Raw genomic sequence first — 18,969 nt, 5'->3', positions numbered from 1 at the left:
TGGATCTGCGCGAGCAATTCCTTCGGCACCGCGCCGTCGACCTCGACCAGAGCGATAGCGTCGCCGCCAGCGGCCACGCGGCCGAGATGGAAGGTCGCGATGTTGATCTTGGCGTCGCCCAACAGGCTTGCGAAGCGGCCGATGAAGCCCGGCTTGTCCTCATTGGTCACATAGATCATCGACTTGCCGAATTCGGCGTCGACGCGGATACCCTTGATGTCGACCAGCCGCGGCTTGCCGTCGGCATAGACCGTGCCGGACACCGCGCGCTGCTGATGCTCGGTGGTGAGGGTGACCGTGATCAGGCTTTCGTAGTCGCTCAGGCCGGCGCGCAGGATCTCGTCGACCACCATGCCGCGCTCCTTGGCGACGACAGGCGCCGAGACGACATTGACTTCGCCGAGCATCGGCCGCAGCAGGCCGGCCAGCACCGCCGAGGTCAGCGCCTTGGTCTTCATCTCGGCGACGTGGCCCTCATAGGTGATCTGGACCTTGTGAATGCTGCTTTCGGTGAGCTGGCCTGCGAACGAGCCGAGCTTCTCGGCGAGCGCAATGAACGGCTTCAGCTTCGGCGCCTCTTCGGCCGTGATCGAGGGAAAATTGATCGCGTTCGAGATCGCGCCCGTGAGCAGATAGTCCGACATCTGCTCGGCGATCTGCAGCGCCACGTTCTCCTGCGCCTCCGTCGTGGAAGCGCCGAGATGCGGCGTGCAGATCACATTGGCATGGCCGAACAGCGGATTGCTGGTCGCCGGCTCCTCGGCGAACACGTCCAGCGCCGCACCCGCGACATGCTTGGAATTGAGCGCATCGAGCAGCGCCGCCTCGTCGACGAGGCCGCCGCGCGCGCAATTGATGATGCGCACGCCCTGCTTCATCTTGGCGATGGCTGCGGCATCGATGATGTTGCGGGTCTTGTCGGTGAGCGGCGTATGCAGGGTGATGAAGTCGGCGCGCTTCAACAGCTCGTCGAGATCGACCTTCTCGACGCCGAGGTCAACGGCTCGCTCCTCGGTCAGGAACGGATCGAAGCCGATCACCTTCATGTGCAGGCCCTGGGCGCGGTTGCAGACGATCGAGCCGATATTGCCGCAGCCGATCACGCCTAAGGTCTTGCCGGTGATCTCGACGCCCATGAAGCGGTTCTTTTCCCATTTGCCGGCCTGGGTCGAGGCGTCCGCCTGCGGAATCTCACGCGCCAGCGACAGCATCATGGTGATCGCATGTTCGGCGGTCGTGATCGAATTGCCGAACGGCGTGTTCATCACGATGATGCCTTTGGCCGTGGCAGCCGGGATCTCGACATTGTCGACCCCGATGCCGGCCCGGCCGATCACCTTCAGCCGCTTGGCGCGCTCGATGATCTTCGCGGTGGCCTTGGTGGCGGAGCGGATGGCAAGCCCGTCATACTCGCCGATGATGTCGGCGAGCTTGTCCTTGTCCTTGCCGAGATTCGGCTGGAAATCGACCTCGACGCCGCGATCCCTGAAGATCTGCACGGCGGCCGGAGAGAGCGCGTCGGAAATGAGAACCTTGGGCTTGGACATGTTGTGTATCCTGCAAAGCGGAATTGGCATGGCACTCCAGACCGTCTCCGCTTATGGGAGAAGGCCGGGCGTAGCTCGAAAGCTTGGTAGGGTGGGCAAAGCGAAGCGTGCCCACCGTTCTTTCGTGTCAGCTAACATTCCTGGTGGGCACGGCGCGTAGCGCCTTTGCCCACCCTACAAGAGAGATCAGCGTCGCGCGCGATCTACGCCGCCTTCGGGAGCGCCGCCTTGGCCTCAGCGAAGGCCCAGTCGATCCACTGCGTCAGCAGCTCGACGTCATCAGCCTCCACCGTGGCGCCGCACCAGATGCGCAGGCCTGCCGGCGCGTCGCGATAATGAGCGAAGTCGAAACCGGCGTTCTCCTTCTCGACCAGCGCCACCAGCTTCTTCGCGAACTCGGCCTGGGCATCGGCCGACAGCGAGGTGATGGCGGGGTCGATCACCTTCAGGCACACCGAGGTGTTGGAGCGGATCGCCGGGTCCTTGGCGAGGAAATCGATCCAGGGCGTCCGCGCCTTCCAGTCGGCGAGCACCTTGGTGTTGGCGTCGGCGCGCGCAATCAGCGCCTTCAGGCCGCCGACCGACTTGCCCCAGTTCAGCGCATCCAGATAGTCCTCGACGCAAAGCATCGACGGCGTGTTGATGGTCTCGCCCTCGAAGATGCCGGCATTGAGCTTGCCGCCCTTGGTGAGGCGGAAGATCTTCGGCAGCGGCCAGGCGGGCTTGTAGGTCTCGAGCCGCTCGACCGCGCGCGGGCTGAGGATCAGCATGCCGTGTGCAGCCTCGCCGCCGAGCGCCTTCTGCCAGGAGAAGGTAACGACGTCGAGCTTCGGCCAGTCGAGCGTCTGCGCGAACGCCGCAGAGGTGGCGTCGCAGATCGTCAGGCCGGCGCGGTCAGCGCTGATCCAGTCGGCATTCGGCACGCGCACGCCCGAGGTGGTGCCGTTCCAGGTGAAGATGATATCGGTCGCAGGGTCGACCTTGGAGAGATCCGGAATCTCGCCATAAGCCGCGTGCAGCTTGGTGACATCCTTGAGCTTCAGCTCCTTGACGATGTCGCTGACCCAGCCTTCGCCGAAGGATTCCCAGGCGATGGTGGTGACAGCTCGCGCGCCGAGCAGCGACCACAGTGCCATTTCGACTGCGCCGGTGTCGGACGCCGGCACGATGCCGATCTTGTAGTCGGCCGGCACCTCGAGCACCTCGCGGGTCAACTCGATGGCCTGCTTCAACTTGGCCTTACCGATCTTGGCGCGATGGGAACGGCCGAGCGCCGCATCCTTGAGATTTTCGGGGGTCCAGCCGGGGCGCTTGGCGCAGGGGCCGGAAGAAAAATGCGGCACGACCGGCCGCTGAGCGGGCTTCGCTGCAGTCATGATCTACCCTTCCAGATAGTAAGCCTCCCGTTGGGGGGAGGTGTCCCGCCGTCGTGACTAAAGGAAACGCGCTGCAGCGTCAAGGAAGTTCGCGCGGGGCGCGAGATCGCTCACGCGGATGTGGCCGGTTGCGGCGTGCGCTACTCCGGCGCCGCGCCGAGCGGCGCCTGTCCCGCCGGCGGACGATGCAGAAATGTCATCGACGCATAAGCGCCGATCCACGAACCGATCGCGGCGAACCCGACATAGACCCAGTTCTCGGTGTAGCTGATCACCGCGAAGGACGAGAGCATGTACCAGATCGAGCTCCAGGTCGCAGCAGAGACACGCCGCCGCGCCACCACGGCCGAGGTGAACATCACATAGACCGCATCCGTCGCCGCGGTCGCAAGCACGACGCCGAGCGCCGTGAGCGGGTTGATCGCCGACATCGCACCTCCTCCCCTCATCCCTGTGCCGTGCCGCACAAACCGACTTCATTGTCTCGTCAATGATGATCATGCACAATGCGGCGGGGCAGCCATCTGCGCGGGTACGCGCCAACAAAAAGGATACAGCAATGGAACGCGTCCGTCTCGGGAGGAGCGGTCTCGAACTCACCCAACTCGGTCTTGGCACCGCCCCATTGGGCGGGCTGTTCACAGCGGTCAGCGATGTTGATGCGGAAGCGACGATCGCGCGCGCATGGTCGCTCGGCGTGCGCTATTTCGACACGGCGCCGCTCTATGGCTTCGGCCTCGCCGAACAGCGGCTCGGGCGCTTCCTGCGCACGCAACCGCGGGAAAGCTATGTGGTCTCGACCAAAGTCGGCCGGCTGCTGCGCGCGGCCGGTCCCGCCTCGGTGGAAGACGACCACTACAAGGGCGTGCCGGACCTGCGGCCGCAATTCGATTTCAGCTATGACGGCGTGATGCGCTCGGTCGACGAGAGCCTCGCGCGGCTTGGTCTCGATCGCATCGATATCCTGCTGGTGCATGATCCCGACGATCATTTTGACGGCGCCGTCAACGGCGCGTTCCGCGCCCTGCAGCGGCTGCGAGAGGACGGTTCTGTCAAGGCGATCGGCGCCGGCATGAACCAGTCGGAGATGCTGGCGCGCTTTGCCGAGCGCGTGCCGGTCGACTGCTTCCTGCTGGCCGGCCGCTATACCTTGCTCGATCAGGGCGCATTGGCTGAGCTGTTCCCGATCTGCCGGGCGCAGAACATCGGCATCATTCTGGGTGGCATCTACAACAGCGGCATTCTGGCCGACGCCTACGGCGCGGCAAAGTTCAACTACGAAGACGCCGATGCCGCCCTCGTTGCACGCGCACGTGAGCTCGATGACCTGTGCAAGCAGCACGGCACCGCGCTGAAAGCTGCGGCTATCCAATTCTGTCTTGCGCATCCGGCGGTCACGGTGGCGTTGCAAGGTGCGCGCACGGCTGACGAGGCGGCCGAAAACATCGCGATGGCGGGGATGCTGGTGCCGCCGTCCTTCTGGCGGGAGTTGCGCGCGCGCAACCTGGTCGACCCGCAGGCGCCGCTGCCGGGAGATCTTCCATGATGATCGATGCCCACCAGCACTTCTGGGATCCTGCAAGCGCCGATTATCCGTGGATGGAGGGCGCCGCGTTGGCACCGATCCGCCGCGCCTTCGGTCCCGCCGATCTGGCGCCCCTGCTTGCCGCGAACGGAATCGATGCCAGCATTCTCGTGCAGACCCGTTCCGCACTTGCGGAGACGCAAGAATTTCTACGCATCGCCGACGCGACGCCGTTCATCGCCGGCGTGGTCGGCTGGGTCGATCTGACTGATCCTGGCGTCGGCGATACGATCGACCGGCTGCGCACCCTGCCCGGCGGCCGCAAGCTGGTCGGCATCCGTCACCAGGTGCATGACGAGACTGATGCCGACTGGCTGTTGCGTGACGATGTCCAGCGCGGCATTGCGACCGTCATTGCGCGCGACCTGACCTATGATTTTCTGGTCCGCACCCGCGAGCTGCCGGCAGCGACCGCGACCGCGCGCGCATTCCCACGCGGTCGCTTCGTGCTCGACCATTGCGCCAAGCCGCCGATCGCAACTGGGTTCGATCAGTCCTGGGCGGACCGGCTCGCCGAGCTTGCCGCCTGCGGGAATGTCTGGTGCAAGATTTCGGGCCTGGCGACCGAAGCCGTGTGGACCGATTGGGATGCCGAACGGCTGTATCCGTCCGTGGCGCATGCCGCGCGCTGCTTCGGCGAGGACAGGCTGATATTCGGCTCGGACTGGCCGGTCTGCCTGCTCGCAGGCGACTATGGCACCATCAGCCGCGCACTGGAGCAATGTCTGGCCAGGCTTGGCCCCGTGGTCCGCGACAAGGCATTCGGCGAGAATGCGAAGACGGCATATCGGCTGCCGGTCTAGCCCGGCCTCAAAACCGGATGGTCATGCCCACATGGCTTCGTTCGAAGCCGAGCCGCTCATAGAAGCGCTGGGCATCGACGCGGCTGTGATGGGTGAGCAGCTCGATCAGCTTGCACCGCCGTTCGCGCGCCTGGCCGATCGCCCATTGCAACAGCTGTTCGCCAATGCCGCGGCTGCGCCGGTCGGAGGCAACGCGGACATCCTCGACCAATGCGCGCGAGGCGCCTTGCGAGCTCAGGCCGGGCAGGATGCAAAGCTGCAGGCAGCCGACCACCCGGCCGGCCTGCTCGGCAACGACAAGCGTGAGATTGGGATCACGAACGATCGCCTCGAACGCGGCAAAATACACGGCCGGCAGCGGATCCTCGATCCGTTCGCGCGCGCGGCCGAGATGATCGTCGGCGAGCATCGCGACGATGGCGGCGACATCGTCGCGGCGCGCATTGCGGATCGTGATGGCGGGTTCATTGATCATGAAGCGTCCTGACTTGGCTCAGCTGAGCGGCGCAAGGCCGAGGACGGCTTCTGCATCGCCGATCCAGCGCCGGATTGCGTCATAGCGGGCAAGATCGAAACCGCCCTGATGCGCCATGCGCGTGTACGCCAGCAGCGCGACGTCGGCGAGCGTGAGCGCCTCGCCGACCAGGAAGCGCGTGGCTTCAAGTTGGCGCTCCATGTGATCGAGCGCGCGATAGCCGCGGATGAAGAGATTGGGATCGAGCGCGCCGACAGACTTGCCGAGATAGGCCACCTGGAATCGCGCCACCGCGATATAGGGCTCGTGGCTGTACTGCTCCCAGAACAGCCAGGAATCCATCTGCGCGGCGGCAAAGGCATCCGCGGGAATGAAGCGGCTGTCGCGCGCCAGGTAGCGGATGATGGCGTTGGATTGAGCGAGCCTGCGGCCGTCGTCGAACACGACAGTGGGCACTTGTCCCCAGGGATTGAGCGCGAGGAAATCGGCGGTGCGGGTCTCGCCCTTCACCACGTCGACATCGACCCACGTGTAGGGCAGCGCGAGCTGGTCGCACACCCATTTCACCTTGAGACAATTGCCCGATATGCGATCGCCGTAGATTTTCATGCCCGCTGCCCCGTGATAAATCACAGAGCAGCAGGTGAGCACGATGGTGTCAACCGCCGGAAGCGATCAGCAGGCCCGAGAAAGTTTCAGAACTTGTAGCCGAGACCGGCGCGCACCGTGTTGATATTGGTATCGACGCTGGTGGTGAAGCGGACGTATTCATATTCAAAGCGGGCAAACAGTCCGGCGACCAGATTGACATCGACACCAAGACCGGCGGAATAGCCGTAGATGAGGCGATTGTGCTGGCCTTCGGCTGCGCTCAGCGACGCGCAGAACGGCGGCGTTGCGCTGTTGCAGGGCGAGACCGCAACGGCGTAGGTTGTGGCATAATTGTCGTCGACGGACACGGTCCGGGTGGTATCGGCTTTTCCCAGTGCCAGCCCGAAGAATGCGTAGGGCAGGAAGCTGCCCATAGCGTAGCCGGCCCGACCGCGAATGGTGGCCATGTCGGAGATCGATATGGACGACGTCGCGGTCGACGTGACGGCATGATAAAAGCCGTTCACGGGAGAGCTAAATGAACGCGACATGCTCGCGGACGCGGTACCACCGAAGGAGCCGTGCATATAGCTCATTTCAACGCCGAGGACGACGTCATCCCACTGAGAGTTATATCCTGCGAAGGCTCCATAGGCACTGGTTTGCGCCGTCGTCTTTCCGAAGGGGAGTGGCCACTGCGACACGCCATAGGCGCTTTCGATGGCAGTGTTGGCGAGCAGAGCGGCCGTCATCGTCTGATTGCTGCCGCTGAAACTCTCGTCCGACGAGCCGTAACCGCCCTGAGCACCGACATAGAAGCCTTCCCAATTGGTCCTGGACGCGGTGAGACCGTCGGTGACGCTGCCCCGCAGAATGGGCAGGTCGGGCAGATCGGCGGCATGGGCAGCAGCGGAAGCCAGGCCGCACATCACACCCGCCAATACAAGGCTACGCATTGCAACGCTCCAAATCAGACACCTGAACTCTGACGCGATCATCGCGCGTTAACCTTAATCATTCGTGTCCAAAGCTGCCGGGCTGCAAATCTTTCAGCCCCCCGGCTCGATCGGAGGATCGAGCGGGCAAAAGCAAACGGCGCGGGAGGACCCGCGCCGCGAAGCAGTCATGAGTTGGTGCCCGCTCAGCCCTTGCGGACGATGGGCATCATCGGAGGCGGCGGCGGATTGTCGAAATTCCAGCGCACGCCGAGCTTCAGGTCGTGCGAGGTGATGTCCTTGAACTTGTAGTAGTTGCCCGTCGTCGTTCCGTCGTAGGCCGTCAGGATTCCGGTCCGCCCTTCCCCCATGTCGACGTAGCTGTAGGCAAGCTCGAGCACGAGGTTGGTGTTGACCTGATAGGCGACACCCGCATGGGCCGCCCAGGCGAAATTCCACTTCGAGGCGCTCGGTGCGCTGGCGAAGCTCGGAACGCCGGTGAAGCTGTTGATGCCGGTATCGGTGAAGTTCGAGATGGTCACGCGCGCGCCGCCAACGCCGGCGCCGATGAAGGGAGTGATGCACCACCAGGTGCCGAGATCGACATAGGCGTTGGCCAGAACCAACCATTCGGATTTGCTGGCGCTGTAATTGTCGATGCCGGAATAAGGCGTACCGAATGCAGTCGCGGTGAAACGGTCCGTCCCCTTGAAGTTCGAATTGCCGCGGTACTGCCCGGTGACGTCGGCACGAAACCAGTTGTTGAAGCGGTAGCCGACGCCGACGCCGAAGATGCCGGCGGTGTCGAATGCCGTGGTCTGGCTGAACGACGTCATCGGCGTATAGGCCGACTCCCGAGTGTAGTGAACGTTACTGGTCCGCTGATTGCTGAAGCCGATTTCGCCGCGCAGATACCAACCGCCGAAGTCGGCCGGCGGCGGCGCGTAGACCGGCGGCGGTGCAATCGGCATGTCGGCTGCAAAGGCCAGTGTGGAAAACAGTGAGGCCGCTCCTGCGGCGATCAAAGACTTAACGCTACGCATTCCCTACGTCCCTTTGGCCGGTGAGGCGGCCGAAATCCGGGCCTCACATCAAAACTGACGGCCTTACGATGGCAGCAATTGCTTAAGCGGCGCTTAACCCTAATAATTAAGGTTGACATCTGCTTACCGTGCCAGATCCTGAAAACACGCGGCGCGGCTCGCGTCCTCAGCAACATTTCCTAACAATGTATTGACGAACCGAGCGGCGAACTTGCGCCCGCTCGTTCTGATGAGTTCACTCGAACCGGATTTCGAGCACGAACTAACAACGTTCAAAGACAGTTGAGCCGGCCGTCAACTCAATGACGACCGGCCCGAGACGTCGCGAAGCAAAAACGAACTAACAGCTCACGCCGCTGCGGCGGCGTGGCCGAGCGCATCGACAATGTTGTCGACAACCTCTTCGACCAGGATGCGATCATCACCCTCGCCCATGACCCGGATCACGGGCTCGGTGCCGGAAGAGCGCACCAGCAGCCGGCCGTGGCCATTGAGCCGCTTCTGGCCGCTGTCGATCGCAGCCTTCACCTCGGCGTCGTCGAGCGGCTTGCCGCTGCGATAGCGCACGTTCTTGAGGATTTGCGGCAGCGGATCGAAGCGATGGCAGACTTCGGAGACCGGCCTGCGCAGCTTCTGCACCGTGGCCAGCACCTGCAGGGCCGCGACGAAGCCGTCACCGGTGGTCGCGTAGTCCGACAGGATGATATGGCCGGACTGTTCGCCGCCGAGATTATAGCCGCCGGCCAGCATGCGCTCGAGCACGTAGCGGTCGCCGACCGGCGTGCGCACCAGCTCGAGCCCCTGCCCCTGCAGGAAGCGCTCCAGGCCGAGATTGGACATCACGGTGGCGACGATGCCGGGCCGCGCCAGCCGGCCGTCTTCCTTCCAGCTCTGCGCGATCACCGCGAGCAGCTGATCGCCGTCGACGATGTGGCCGCGCTCATCGACCAGGATGACGCGGTCGGCATCGCCGTCGAGCGCGATGCCGATATCGGCGCGCATCTCCCGCACCTTGCGGCACAGCGCCTCCGGCGAAGTCGAGCCGCATTCCTTGTTGATGTTGAAGCCGTCGGGCTCGACACCGATCGCGATGACGTCGGCGCCCAATTCCCACAGCGCTTCCGGCACCACCTTGTAGGCGGCGCCGTTGGCGCAATCGACGACGACGCGCAGGCCATCGAGCGAGAGGTCGCGCGGCAGCGTGCGCTTGGCGAATTCGATGTAGCGGTCATGCACGCCATCGATGCGGCGGGCGCGCCCAAGGCTGGCGCTCTGCGCCAGCTTCTTGTCGAGCGACTCGTCGAGCAGCTGCTCGATCTGCTTTTCGACTTCATCGGAGAGCTTGAAGCCCTGCGGCCCGAACAGCTTGATGCCGTTGTCCTCGAACAGGTTGTGCGAGGCCGAGATCATGACGCCGAGATCGGCGCGCATCGACTTGGTGAGCATCGCCACCGCCGGCGTCGGCATCGGACCGACCAGGAGCACGTCCATACCGACCGAGGTGAAGCCCGCCACCATGGCGTATTCGATCATGTAACCGGACAGGCGGGTATCCTTGCCGATCACGACGCGATGGCGATGGTCGCCCCGCTGAAACAGAAGACCCGCGGCCTGGCCAACCTTGAGCGCGAGTTCCGGCGTGATCAGGCCGTTGGCGCGGCCACGTATCCCATCCGTCCCGAAATAGTTACGGCTCATAAAACCCCCAGCAACAGCCCCCTGGATTCCCGTACCGGGGTCGCGAATCAGTCGATCCGTTCCAATCACCGGCCAGCCGCGGGGTTATAATCGCGTTACTGCTAAGATGGCTTCAAAAAATATGATGAATCATTACCGCAAAATTTCCGCATTGCGGTTAAGTCATTGTTAATACTGATATTTATCGAAGGAAGTAGCGCTTTATTGGCGTCGCCCTCTACCGCCTTTGTCGCGAGACGGCGCCGGCTGCGCAGCGCTCACGGGGTCCGAGGCCGGGAAGGTTTCTTCCAGTCCCTCCTCCAGCTCTTCCTCGAGCCGCGCCTTTTCCTTGGCATCACGGTCTTTCGGCTTGGTGCTCATGGCTGGCCTTCTCTCCGCTCGTGTTGACGCCTCGGCATCCACACCAGTTCCAAGTTCGATTTGGCAGCTGCCGCAAAGATGCTAGATGACACCCCGCGGGCCAAAAGCAAGACGGGGACCGGGAGGCAAATAGCGATGAAGCACATCACCTGCATCGAGGATCTGCGCGAGTTGCACAAGCGCCGCGTGCCCAAGGCCTTCTTCGACTATGCCGATCGCGGCTCCTATGCCGAGGAGACCCTACGCGCCAATCGCGAGGACCTGCAGAAGCTCAAGTTCCGGCAGCGCATCCTGGTCGACGTCTCCAAGCGCGACCTGTCGACCACGATCCTGGGCGAGCCATCCACGCTGCCGATCATCCTTGCCCCCGTCGGGCTGTTGGGCATGCAGCATGGAGACGGCGAGATCCATGCCTGCCGCGCCGCGCAGGCCGCCGGCATCCCGTTCACGCAGAGCACGATGTCGATCTGCTCGATCGAGGACATCGCAGGCAGCGTGCAGAAGCCATTCTGGTTTCAGCTCTACGTCATGAAGGACCGCGGCTTCATCAAGGCGCTGATCGAACGCGCGATCGCCGCCAAATGCAGCGCACTGTGCCTGACCGTCGACCTGCAGGTGATCGGCCAGCGCCATCAGGACATCAAGAACGGCATGAGCGTGCCGCCGGAATGGTCGCTGTCGAAACTGTTCGATTTCGCGACCAAGCCGGCCTGGGTGTCCGGCGTCTTGCAGGGCAAGCGCCGCACCTTCGGCAACATTGCCGGTCACGTGAAGAACACCGAGGATCTCACCAAGCTCTCAGCCTGGACCACGGCGCAGTTCGACACCAGCCTGAACTGGAAGGATATCGACTGGATCCGCACGATCTGGCCCGGCAAACTGATCCTGAAGGGCATTCACGACGTCGAGGACGCCAAGCTCGCCGCAGACACCGGCGCGCAGGCGCTCGTGGTGTCGAACCATGGCGGCCGTCAGCTCGACGGTGCGCCGTCCTCCATCCATGTGCTCCCCGGCATTGTGGACGCCGTCGGCGACAGGATCGAGATCATGTTCGACGGCGGCATCCGCTCCGGACAGGATGTGATGCGCGCGCTGGCGCTCGGCGCGAAGTCGTGCATGATCGGCCGCGCCTATGCCTATGGCCTCGGCGCCGCCGGACAGGCGGGCGTTGCGAAGGCGATCGACATCATCAGGAACGAGCTCAACACCACGATGGGCCTGTGCGGGGTCAACACCATCGCGGAGATCGACCGGCACGTGCTGGCGAATTAGGGTACGGCCTCAAGTGACGTGAAGTCGCCCCAGCCGACGGCATCAGGCGACAGCTAAATTGAGGCCGCCGAAACAAATTCGGCGGCCTCTTGTGTCGGCGAGGTTGCGGGGCACCAGCTCCACGTACCAGCCTACAATTACTTGAAGTATGCAAGAGAACTACCGCGTCCGGCCTCGTTCCGTAGCTCGGTGAATTGCTAGCTGGTAGATCTACGGGTTAGACGCGCTGCTCTGAGGCGCACTGGATGGTGAAGGCGGCATCAGGCCGCACCCGTCGTCAATTCGCTGCAGCATCGGGGCGTGGCTCGATCGGCAGAAGGATTTCGAACTGCGCGCCGCCGCCCTCTCCGGACGAGGCCAACAGTTGACCGCCGTGGCGCTCCACGATCATTCGACAGATAGCCAGTCCCAACCCCATGCCCTGGGATTTAGTTGTCACGAAGGCATCGAAGATCGTGTCGAGCCTCTCCGGATCGATGCCGGGTCCGGTGTCCGTGACCTTGATGCCAATCCCATCGTTTGGCCGCCTTTCGCTCGTCAATCGCAAGACCCGGAATTTACCTTGGCCTGCTTCCATGGCCTCGGTCGCGTTGCGAATCAGGTTGAGAAGGACGTCCTGCAATTGCCCGCGATGGCCCCAGACGGGCGGGAGTTCCGGCTGAAGTTCGGTCTGCACTTCAATGCGGTGGTCTGCCAGCTCGACATGCAAACTCTCCACGATGCTTGAGATGAGTTTGTTCATATCGATCGTCGTCCGCTGATGATTGGATTTCCGAAACAGGTCACGAATGTTATCGAATATCTCACTCGCTCGGCGTCCTTCGATTACGATCTTGTTGAGGGCCGACCGGGCCTTTTCGACGTCCGGCGGGGTATAGCCCAAGAACCGCAAAGCAGTGCTCCCTCTCATCACGATGGCAGCCAAGGGCTGCTTGACCTCGTGCGAGATCGACGCAACTGCCGCTTCCAAGTTCATCAACTTGTTGTCGCGTTCGCGTCGCAACATCGCGTTTGCGCGAGCAAGACGCGTGTACAACCCGGTTGTCTCCGCCAGCAGGATGACGAGCACAATGGTCGAGGTGGCAATTGACAGCATGCGGCTGACGTAAAATCCAAGACTAAAGCGGACCACCGTAAGAGCCAGTTCGCCGATCATTGCGCAAAGTACCACCATCAACCAGAGATCGAGAATAGATCGCCGATGTACCCACATCAACACGAGCGAGAGCACACAGAACAGCAAGTCAACCGACGGGATGAACGTACCGAGCGTAGTAAGACCCGTTGCGCTTGAGAAGAGGCGTGGCAAATACGGATCTGCCGCAATTGCGATTCCCGTTAGCACTAATACGATTGCAACCGTGATCGCCACGCATCGGCCGATAGCGGACCGGATCGAGCCTCGAATTCCGGACGGGTTGTCTTTCAGCAAGGCATAGGCTGAGAGCGCCGCTGGGAAACCAAAATGCCAGAAAATATAGAGCCAAGCGGTGGTCTGGATACCAGCGCCAAGGAAGCCTGTCGGAGAAAAAGCGCCCGGAAAAGTCAGCGCATGAGGAATGACAATGAGCGCCGTGAAAAGATAGCCGCCCGCAAGCACCAGAAGCGCGCGTGATCGGGAGATCGAGAACTGGGCGAACAACAGTATCGCCGTGATCAGATCGGTGACGAGAATCGTGGCGTTCAGGAATGGTATGAACGCAGCAAACATCGGCAGCGCGACTGATGCGAAGGGAGCAACAGTCGCCACCATAAAGAATACAAGCACGACGACTGCGAGCGCGATTCGACTTTGACTGGCCGTCGGCTGAAGATAGATGAGTCCGATCTCGCCGCCGAAGGCCTCGTCGGCAGGCGGCCGGCTAATGGTGTCTCCGTCACACGCACCTTTAGAGCCAGCTTGGTCGCTCATTTAGATTGCGCGAGATTGCTTGAGAGCCACAGACGAACCAGATCTGGCAGCGCTTTTGCCGCCAGCTTTTCCATGATATGCGCCCGATGGAATTCCACGGTGCGCGGGCTGATGCCGAGTTCGACTGCGATCTCCTTGTTTGCCTTTCCGGTCACCAGACGCTTGAAAACTTCGTCTTCTCGTGGCGTCAACTTCTGGAGGCTGCGGCGCGCCGTTTCGGCGTCGACAGTCCCGATATCGCTTTGCTGGGGATGCAGAGCCACATCAATCGCAGCCAGCAATGCATCAGCTTCAAACGGCTTTTCCAGAAAATCAACTGCGCCCAACTTCATTGCCGCTACGGCCATCGAAACGTCGCCATGGCCCGTGATCAGCATGAGCGGCAACTTCGAGCCAGCGGCCCGAAGCCTGCAAAGAAGGGTAAGACCATCCACGCCCGGCATGCGGACATCGCTGACGATGCAGCCGGGTTCCAACGCTGCGCATCGCGCCAGCAGTTCCTCAGCCCTGTTGTAGGCGCGAACCTTGTAGCCGGCATCTTCGAGCAGATCGAGCAGGGACTCGCGCATCGATCGATCGTCTTCGACGACATGGATCACCGATTTGCCAGGCACATCGTTTCCCCTAGCGTCAGCCAGCAAGCCGGATAGCAGCCGCGCCAGCCTCCGAGTTGATCAGGATCAACTCTCGTTTCTGAGCAGCGCCTTGGACCTACCCAGGCCGGCGGTATTTCGGCGCTCGAGACGCTCAATCCCGTAGGTCTACTAGCTCGCGAATTCCCGAGTTACGCGCCCACGCGTCCACCGCTAGGCTTTTTACGAATGGTCAAATGGCCGGGCCGCGAGCAGGCGCCGCAACTTGGAAAAGGCGAAAGGAGGGCTCATGAAGGTGGTCGATCCCCCAAATATGCAGTCTTGCGACGGTTCGCATGTTGATGCGTTGGCGACCTTCGTCACTGCTCAGAACATTGAGCTCTACAAGGCACGGCTGGCGACCGAAGCAAACCTGGGCAGGCGAAGAGTGCTGCTCGAGCTGCTCGCGAACGAGTTTGCGAAGCTGTCCAAGACACGGAGGCGCGTTGAGCAGATGAAGGTGGACCTGTCCTAGATCTTAATCGCCGTCTTCGGTCGGTGTGATGACCCAAACCGCCCCCACGGTTGTCCCCACATCACACGCGAACCGCGAAGGCCGTCGAACGGCAAGTTTCGACGGCCTTTTTTTTGGAATCGCCAGCAGGGTGAGGGAACGGTAGCCATGTCAGATACCAGCAAGGTAGTTGTTCCTGGTGCGATTGCAGCGGCACTGACCGTCGGAGCCGTGCAGTTTGCGCCAGGGGACGATTTGACCGTGGGGCTGCTCAGCGCAGCTTTAACCACAACCAACTCAGTCAACCGGTCCGCCAAGGCGGATCGCGCAGAGGCTCTGCCCGCCATCGGGCAGACTAAGATCATCTCGCTTCACTATTCAGTGTTTGCCAATACGTCGTTTCTCCTCCGTATTCCGGCCGCGGCGCCGGCTCCGGCAGAAACCGTACGCAACACAACAGGCACGGCAGCTTCATCGTCGCAACCCGTGATCAAGTCTGGGGCGATCAAGCCGCAGGACACCAAGCGCCCGATCGCCTGCGAGCCAAGCGTGAGCATCCTGACCGAGATTGCCAAGAGCCTGCAGCCCGGCCGCTGCGTGACCTGATCACGAGCGAAAACCGAGTGGTGCGAAGCGGAAAATCGACTTTCCGCCAGCGACAGCAAATCGTCTCTCTATGTCGGTGAGTTGCTGGCGAGGGAGCCGACACGGCAACTGTTCCACGACAAGAATCCTAGCTTTCGCGGAGTAGCGTCATGTCACCTGTCACGCTCCATCAGTCTCGAGCCGATCGTTGCACCATCTTACGGGATGTTCTACGAGACGCCGCCCGAACGGTGCCCGGTCCGATGCGGACCCCGCCATTGTTGGCATGTCTCGCCGAGAAGATCTTGACCCTGGCGGCCGACGGCGAGTTGGACCCCGCGAGTCTGCGCCGCTTGGCAATCGACCGGCTGCAGGAGTCATGTCCCAGCTGTCGCGGATGCGACGGCTTGCGACTGCATCAGCGCGCCCCGACAGGAGAATAGCGTCGGTTCGAATCTTTGTGAGATGTGCAGGCTTGGTCGAACGTTCAGTTTGCGTCGCCAGAAGCTGATCAGAAACAGACGAAGTCAATTAGTCCCAAAGTTGATCCGCATCGCGGTGCGGAGATTTTGGGTCCCTGCTTTCGCAGGGACCACACTGTTGTTGTGGCCCGCATTGCAGCGGAATGACAAGTTCGGCGTCACATCGGCGGCGTGATGCCGTCGCGGCCGACATTGACGCGGTTGGCCTCGAGCATGTCGTCCTTCTTGGTGGCGCCGAAGATGATGATCTGCGCGCCCGGTTTCACTTCCGACTTGTCGCCGGCGACGAAGGTGACCACGGGCGTGTCCGGTGGCACCACGACCTTCTTCTCGCCGTCCTTGTACCTGACCAGGATGTTCTGACCGTCAGTCCCCTTGACGGTCTGCGCGACCGTCGCGTTGGTCATGGTCGAATTTGCCCGCAGATCCCAGGGCCGGAAACCTTCCGCAGCGCCCCGCTGGTTTTCCGGGAAGATGTGCACGGCGATGGCCTTCTGCGTGCCGTCCGGCTGCGGCATGCCGGTCACGCCGATATAGGATCCCTCCTTGATCTCGGACAGCGCGGTCTTGACGACGCCAAACACCGCGACGTTGTCGGTCATCTTGACCTTCACATCGCTGCCCTCGCGGGTCTTGATGGTGAGCACGGGACCATCGACCGCCTCGATCTGCCCGCGAATGCGGACGGTCGTTGGCTGCTGAGCGAGCGCAAGCGTGGAGACGAGACCGAGTGCAAGCGCCGCAAGGCCCGACTTCAAGGACAACAGTTTTGACATAACCTCTCCTACCGATGCTGAACGATCCACCACTGCGAACCCCGCCGCTGGAAGGCTATTCCTGTGACGGGGGCGCGGCGGATCGTGGGAACTACGTACCGAAGCGGCGTCTGTTACATCGGCGGGGTGATGCCGTCGCGGCCGACGCTGACGCGGCTGGTCTCGAACGAGCCGTCAGCCAACTGCTTCATGAAGGCGATCACCTTGGCGCCGGCCTTCAGCTCGGACTTGTCGGCGGGCACGAACGTCACGACCGGCGTATCCGGTGTCACATCGACCTTCTTCTCGCCGCCCTTGTACTTGACCATGAGCGTGTGGCCGTCATTGGAGACGACGCTTTCTGACACCGTCGCATTGGTCATGCTGGAATTCGGTTTGAGATCGTAGGGCCGAGAGCCCTCGCCGGTGCCGCGCATGTCCTCCGGAAAGATATGCACCTCGACTGCCTTAGGCACGCCGTCCGGCCCCGGCACCGTGGTGGCGCCGATGAAGGAGCCGACCTTCACGTCTGAAAGCTGCGCCTTGACCACGCCGACGACGCGCAAATCGGGGGTCATGTGCAGCTTGACGTCCTCGCCGCTGCGCGACTTCACCGTGATCACGTTGCCATCGACGCTTTCGATGGTGCCGCGCACCCGCGTCGGCACCGGCGCCTGTTGCGCAATTGCGAGCACAGACGGCGCCGCAACCATTGCGAGTACGACAAGAGGACGGATCAAGGCAGAACGAACAGACATGATAGGCTCCGGAGCTTACCAAGGATGAACTCTCATCCAGGTCCCGCACGAGATCGTACGGGTGACGAGGAGTAATACGCCTCGTCGCCGGGCTTATTCCGTCCTCAAGCCCTTGTGAGATCGGCTTCGACCAACGCTCGCAGTTCCCCAGTCACTTGCGGGCGCTCGCCGAACCACAGTTCGAACCCGCGCACCGCCTGGTGCAGCAGCATGCCGAGGCCGTCAACTGTGCGCAGGCCCCTCGCCTGCGCGGATGCCAGCAATTCCGTCTCGAGCGGCACATAGACGAGGTCGGCGACTACGCATTGTTCCGGTAGCGCACCGACGTCCAATGCGAGCGGCGGCTGGCCGTGCATGCCGAGCGAGGTGGTGTTGACGAACAGGCCGGCACGCGGCAGCAGCGCGCCGACGCTGTCCCACCCGGCCGGCACCACGCGCGCGCCGAACTGATCGGCGAGGCCTTGCGCCCGCGCCAAGGTGCGGTTGACGATATGAACGCGACCGATGCCGCGCTCCAGGAGCCCGAATACGACCGCGCGGGCGGCGCCGCCCGAGCCCAGCACCAGCGCCTCGTCGGTGCGATCCCAACCGGGCACCGCGGCATCGAGATTGTCGACGAAGCCCTCGACGTCGGTGTTGGTCGCACGCAGCACACCATCGCCGTCGTACCAGAGCGTGTTGGCAGCGCCGACCGCGCGGGCGCGGTCATCGGGCTCGGTCAATGCGAGCACACGCTCCTTGTGCGGGATCGTGACATTGGCGCCGATGAAGCCATGCCTCGCAAGATGCGTGATGAAGTCGGCCAGTTCCTCCGGCGGGACGGCTTCGATCGAGTAGCCACCGGCAATGCCAAGCTTATGCAGCCAGTGATGGTGGATCAGCGGCGAGCGCGAATGGGCCGCCGGCCAGCCGATCAGGCAGGCGGCGCGGGGCTTGGGAGCGGCGGTCATAGCCGTGACATCGGCCAAGCGGGCCGTTGAGTCAATGCTTGCGCGCAACGGTTGCGGCCACGAACACAGCGAGCAGGAACGCAAATCCGGCGGCAACCCCGATAGCCATCAGGTTGATCCGGAGATAGGTCCAGGCGCCGACGGCCGAACCTGTCACCAGTGCGGCCCAGAGCAAAACGTTGGGAACCCAGCCGAACCAGGGTCCGCCGGTCAGCGCAGCCGCAAGCTGCTGGCCGACCTTGACCAGCGCGCCGGTCACATACGTCAAGCCCAGTCCCCCGCCACCCCGGATCTGGAATGCCGCGTTCTCAAGTCCCATCGCCAGCACGATGCCGGCCACTGCGCTCTGCGGCAGGCCCATCAGATGGCACAACGTTGCCGCGGTCAAAAGCCCACCTTCGAGCATCAACAGCAGCACCTGCGAATAGGCGCTGCGAAGGCGCATGATCAGGCTGCCAAGGGCGGCGCCCGCCACGAACAGGCCGATCAGGCCGGCCGCATAGGCCGCGTCCCCCCAATGCGCCTCGGCAAGGCTGACACCCATGCGGGTCGAGTTGCCGCTCATGAAGGAGACGAACAGGCCGCCGAGATGCAGAAACCCGATGCCATCGACGAAACCTGCGAGCGCGCTCAACGCGAGGGCGAGGAAGAGGTTGCGGGGTGAATCAAGCATGCTCAGCTAGAGTCCCGGCGTTAGCGGCCCTTTGGCGCCAAGGCTCGCAAGAGTTCTCGCGGGCGGGAATGCGAATGCTGGCC

Annotated in this window: 20 protein-coding genes; 5 read left to right on the top strand and 15 right to left on the bottom strand. The window is 62.7% G+C overall.

Annotated elements, in window-relative coordinates; genetic code table 11:
- From serA to BRAS3843_RS11055, 3 genes are all read right to left on the bottom strand, one after another.
- On the bottom strand, window positions 1-1,547 hold a 1,547-nt coding region (gene serA / locus BRAS3843_RS11065; protein ID WP_035981400.1), incomplete at its 3' end, for a phosphoglycerate dehydrogenase.
- A gap of 203 nt (window positions 1,548-1,750) precedes the next feature.
- The gene (locus BRAS3843_RS11060) at window positions 1,751-2,923 is read right to left on the bottom strand and encodes a phosphoserine transaminase (protein WP_008968953.1); all 1,173 of its coding nucleotides are present in this window, start codon (window positions 2,921-2,923) and stop codon (window positions 1,751-1,753) included.
- A 140-nt stretch (window positions 2,924-3,063) separates the two neighbouring features.
- Window positions 3,064-3,354 (bottom strand): hypothetical protein, encoded by a 291-nt coding sequence (locus BRAS3843_RS11055; RefSeq protein ID WP_008968952.1) that lies wholly within the window; start codon window positions 3,352-3,354, stop codon window positions 3,064-3,066.
- Between the two features lie 128 nt (window positions 3,355-3,482).
- Here BRAS3843_RS11055 and BRAS3843_RS11050 point away from each other — a divergent pair, with 128 nt between their 5' ends.
- The gene (locus tag BRAS3843_RS11050; RefSeq protein ID WP_008968951.1) at window positions 3,483-4,469 is read left to right on the top strand and encodes an aldo/keto reductase; all 987 of its coding nucleotides are present in this window, start codon (window positions 3,483-3,485) and stop codon (window positions 4,467-4,469) included.
- Window positions 4,466-5,311 (top strand): amidohydrolase family protein, encoded by an 846-nt coding sequence (locus BRAS3843_RS11045; protein WP_008968950.1) that lies wholly within the window; start codon window positions 4,466-4,468, stop codon window positions 5,309-5,311. Before BRAS3843_RS11050 ends, BRAS3843_RS11045 begins: the two co-directional genes overlap by 4 nt.
- A 7-nt stretch (window positions 5,312-5,318) precedes the next feature.
- On the opposite strand, the gene BRAS3843_RS11040 is transcribed toward BRAS3843_RS11045, so the two are convergent.
- The 6 genes from BRAS3843_RS11040 to BRAS3843_RS41445 all read right to left on the bottom strand — a co-directional run bounded on the left by BRAS3843_RS11040 (window position 5,319) and on the right by BRAS3843_RS41445 (window position 10,413).
- Window positions 5,319-5,786 carry a GNAT family N-acetyltransferase gene (locus BRAS3843_RS11040; protein WP_008968949.1) on the bottom strand — a complete coding sequence of 156 codons (468 nt, stop codon included), beginning with the start codon at window positions 5,784-5,786 and terminating at the stop codon, window positions 5,319-5,321.
- A gap of 18 nt (window positions 5,787-5,804) precedes the next feature.
- On the bottom strand, window positions 5,805-6,395 hold the full coding sequence (locus BRAS3843_RS11035; RefSeq protein ID WP_008968948.1) for a glutathione S-transferase family protein: 591 nt from the start codon (window positions 6,393-6,395) through the stop codon (window positions 5,805-5,807).
- Window positions 6,396-6,481: 86 nt separating this feature from the next.
- On the bottom strand, window positions 6,482-7,333 hold the full coding sequence (locus tag BRAS3843_RS11030; RefSeq protein WP_008968947.1) for an outer membrane beta-barrel protein: 852 nt from the start codon (window positions 7,331-7,333) through the stop codon (window positions 6,482-6,484).
- A 185-nt stretch (window positions 7,334-7,518) separates the two neighbouring features.
- Window positions 7,519-8,355: an outer membrane beta-barrel protein gene (locus BRAS3843_RS11025; RefSeq protein ID WP_083841351.1), complete on the bottom strand. Its 837-nt coding sequence runs from the start codon at window positions 8,353-8,355 to the stop codon at window positions 7,519-7,521.
- A gap of 348 nt (window positions 8,356-8,703) precedes the next feature.
- The gene (glmM, locus tag BRAS3843_RS11020) at window positions 8,704-10,053 is read right to left on the bottom strand and encodes a phosphoglucosamine mutase (RefSeq protein WP_008968945.1); all 1,350 of its coding nucleotides are present in this window, start codon (window positions 10,051-10,053) and stop codon (window positions 8,704-8,706) included.
- A 201-nt stretch (window positions 10,054-10,254) separates the two neighbouring features.
- Window positions 10,255-10,413, bottom strand: a complete 159-nt coding sequence (locus BRAS3843_RS41445; protein ID WP_008968944.1) for a hypothetical protein — start codon at window positions 10,411-10,413, stop codon at window positions 10,255-10,257.
- Between the two features lie 135 nt (window positions 10,414-10,548).
- On the opposite strand from BRAS3843_RS41445, the gene BRAS3843_RS11015 reads away from it, so the two are divergent.
- Window positions 10,549-11,685 (top strand): alpha-hydroxy acid oxidase, encoded by a 1,137-nt coding sequence (locus tag BRAS3843_RS11015; RefSeq protein WP_008968943.1) that lies wholly within the window; start codon window positions 10,549-10,551, stop codon window positions 11,683-11,685.
- A 277-nt stretch (window positions 11,686-11,962) separates the two neighbouring features.
- On the opposite strand, the gene BRAS3843_RS11010 is transcribed toward BRAS3843_RS11015, so the two are convergent.
- Together BRAS3843_RS11010 and BRAS3843_RS11005 are read right to left on the bottom strand one after the other, a co-directional pair.
- On the bottom strand, window positions 11,963-13,597 hold the full coding sequence (locus BRAS3843_RS11010; protein ID WP_008968942.1) for an ATP-binding protein: 1,635 nt from the start codon (window positions 13,595-13,597) through the stop codon (window positions 11,963-11,965).
- On the bottom strand, window positions 13,594-14,211 hold the full coding sequence (locus BRAS3843_RS11005) for a response regulator (RefSeq protein ID WP_008968941.1): 618 nt from the start codon (window positions 14,209-14,211) through the stop codon (window positions 13,594-13,596). The genes BRAS3843_RS11010 and BRAS3843_RS11005 overlap by 4 nt, the downstream gene beginning before the upstream one ends.
- A 268-nt stretch (window positions 14,212-14,479) precedes the next feature.
- Here BRAS3843_RS11005 and BRAS3843_RS11000 point away from each other — a divergent pair, with 268 nt between their 5' ends.
- Together BRAS3843_RS11000 and BRAS3843_RS10995 are read left to right on the top strand one after the other, a co-directional pair.
- Window positions 14,480-14,704: a hypothetical protein gene (locus BRAS3843_RS11000; RefSeq protein ID WP_008968940.1), complete on the top strand. Its 225-nt coding sequence runs from the start codon at window positions 14,480-14,482 to the stop codon at window positions 14,702-14,704.
- A 147-nt stretch (window positions 14,705-14,851) separates the two neighbouring features.
- Entirely contained in the window at window positions 14,852-15,289 is a 438-nt protein-coding gene (locus tag BRAS3843_RS10995; RefSeq protein WP_008968939.1) for a hypothetical protein, read from the top strand.
- Window positions 15,290-15,908: 619 nt separating this feature from the next.
- Here BRAS3843_RS10995 and BRAS3843_RS10990 read toward each other — a convergent pair.
- The 4 genes from BRAS3843_RS10990 to BRAS3843_RS10975 all read right to left on the bottom strand — a co-directional run bounded on the left by BRAS3843_RS10990 (window position 15,909) and on the right by BRAS3843_RS10975 (window position 18,886).
- On the bottom strand, window positions 15,909-16,526 hold the full coding sequence (locus BRAS3843_RS10990; protein WP_008968937.1) for a hypothetical protein: 618 nt from the start codon (window positions 16,524-16,526) through the stop codon (window positions 15,909-15,911).
- 113 nt (window positions 16,527-16,639) lie between these two features.
- Window positions 16,640-17,263 (bottom strand): hypothetical protein, encoded by a 624-nt coding sequence (locus BRAS3843_RS10985; protein ID WP_035981399.1) that lies wholly within the window; start codon window positions 17,261-17,263, stop codon window positions 16,640-16,642.
- A 104-nt stretch (window positions 17,264-17,367) separates the two neighbouring features.
- Window positions 17,368-18,213, bottom strand: a complete 846-nt coding sequence (locus tag BRAS3843_RS10980) for a shikimate dehydrogenase (protein ID WP_008968935.1) — start codon at window positions 18,211-18,213, stop codon at window positions 17,368-17,370.
- Between the two features lie 31 nt (window positions 18,214-18,244).
- Window positions 18,245-18,886 (bottom strand): YoaK family protein, encoded by a 642-nt coding sequence (locus BRAS3843_RS10975; RefSeq protein WP_008968934.1) that lies wholly within the window; start codon window positions 18,884-18,886, stop codon window positions 18,245-18,247.
- Between the last annotated feature and the right edge of the window lie 83 nt (window positions 18,887-18,969).

Source organism: Bradyrhizobium sp. STM 3843 (assembly GCF_000239815.1).
GTDB lineage: Bacteria > Pseudomonadota > Alphaproteobacteria > Rhizobiales > Xanthobacteraceae > Bradyrhizobium.
The sequence above is the reverse complement of the archived record's forward strand: the minus strand, read 5'-3'. Positions and strand labels throughout refer to the sequence as shown.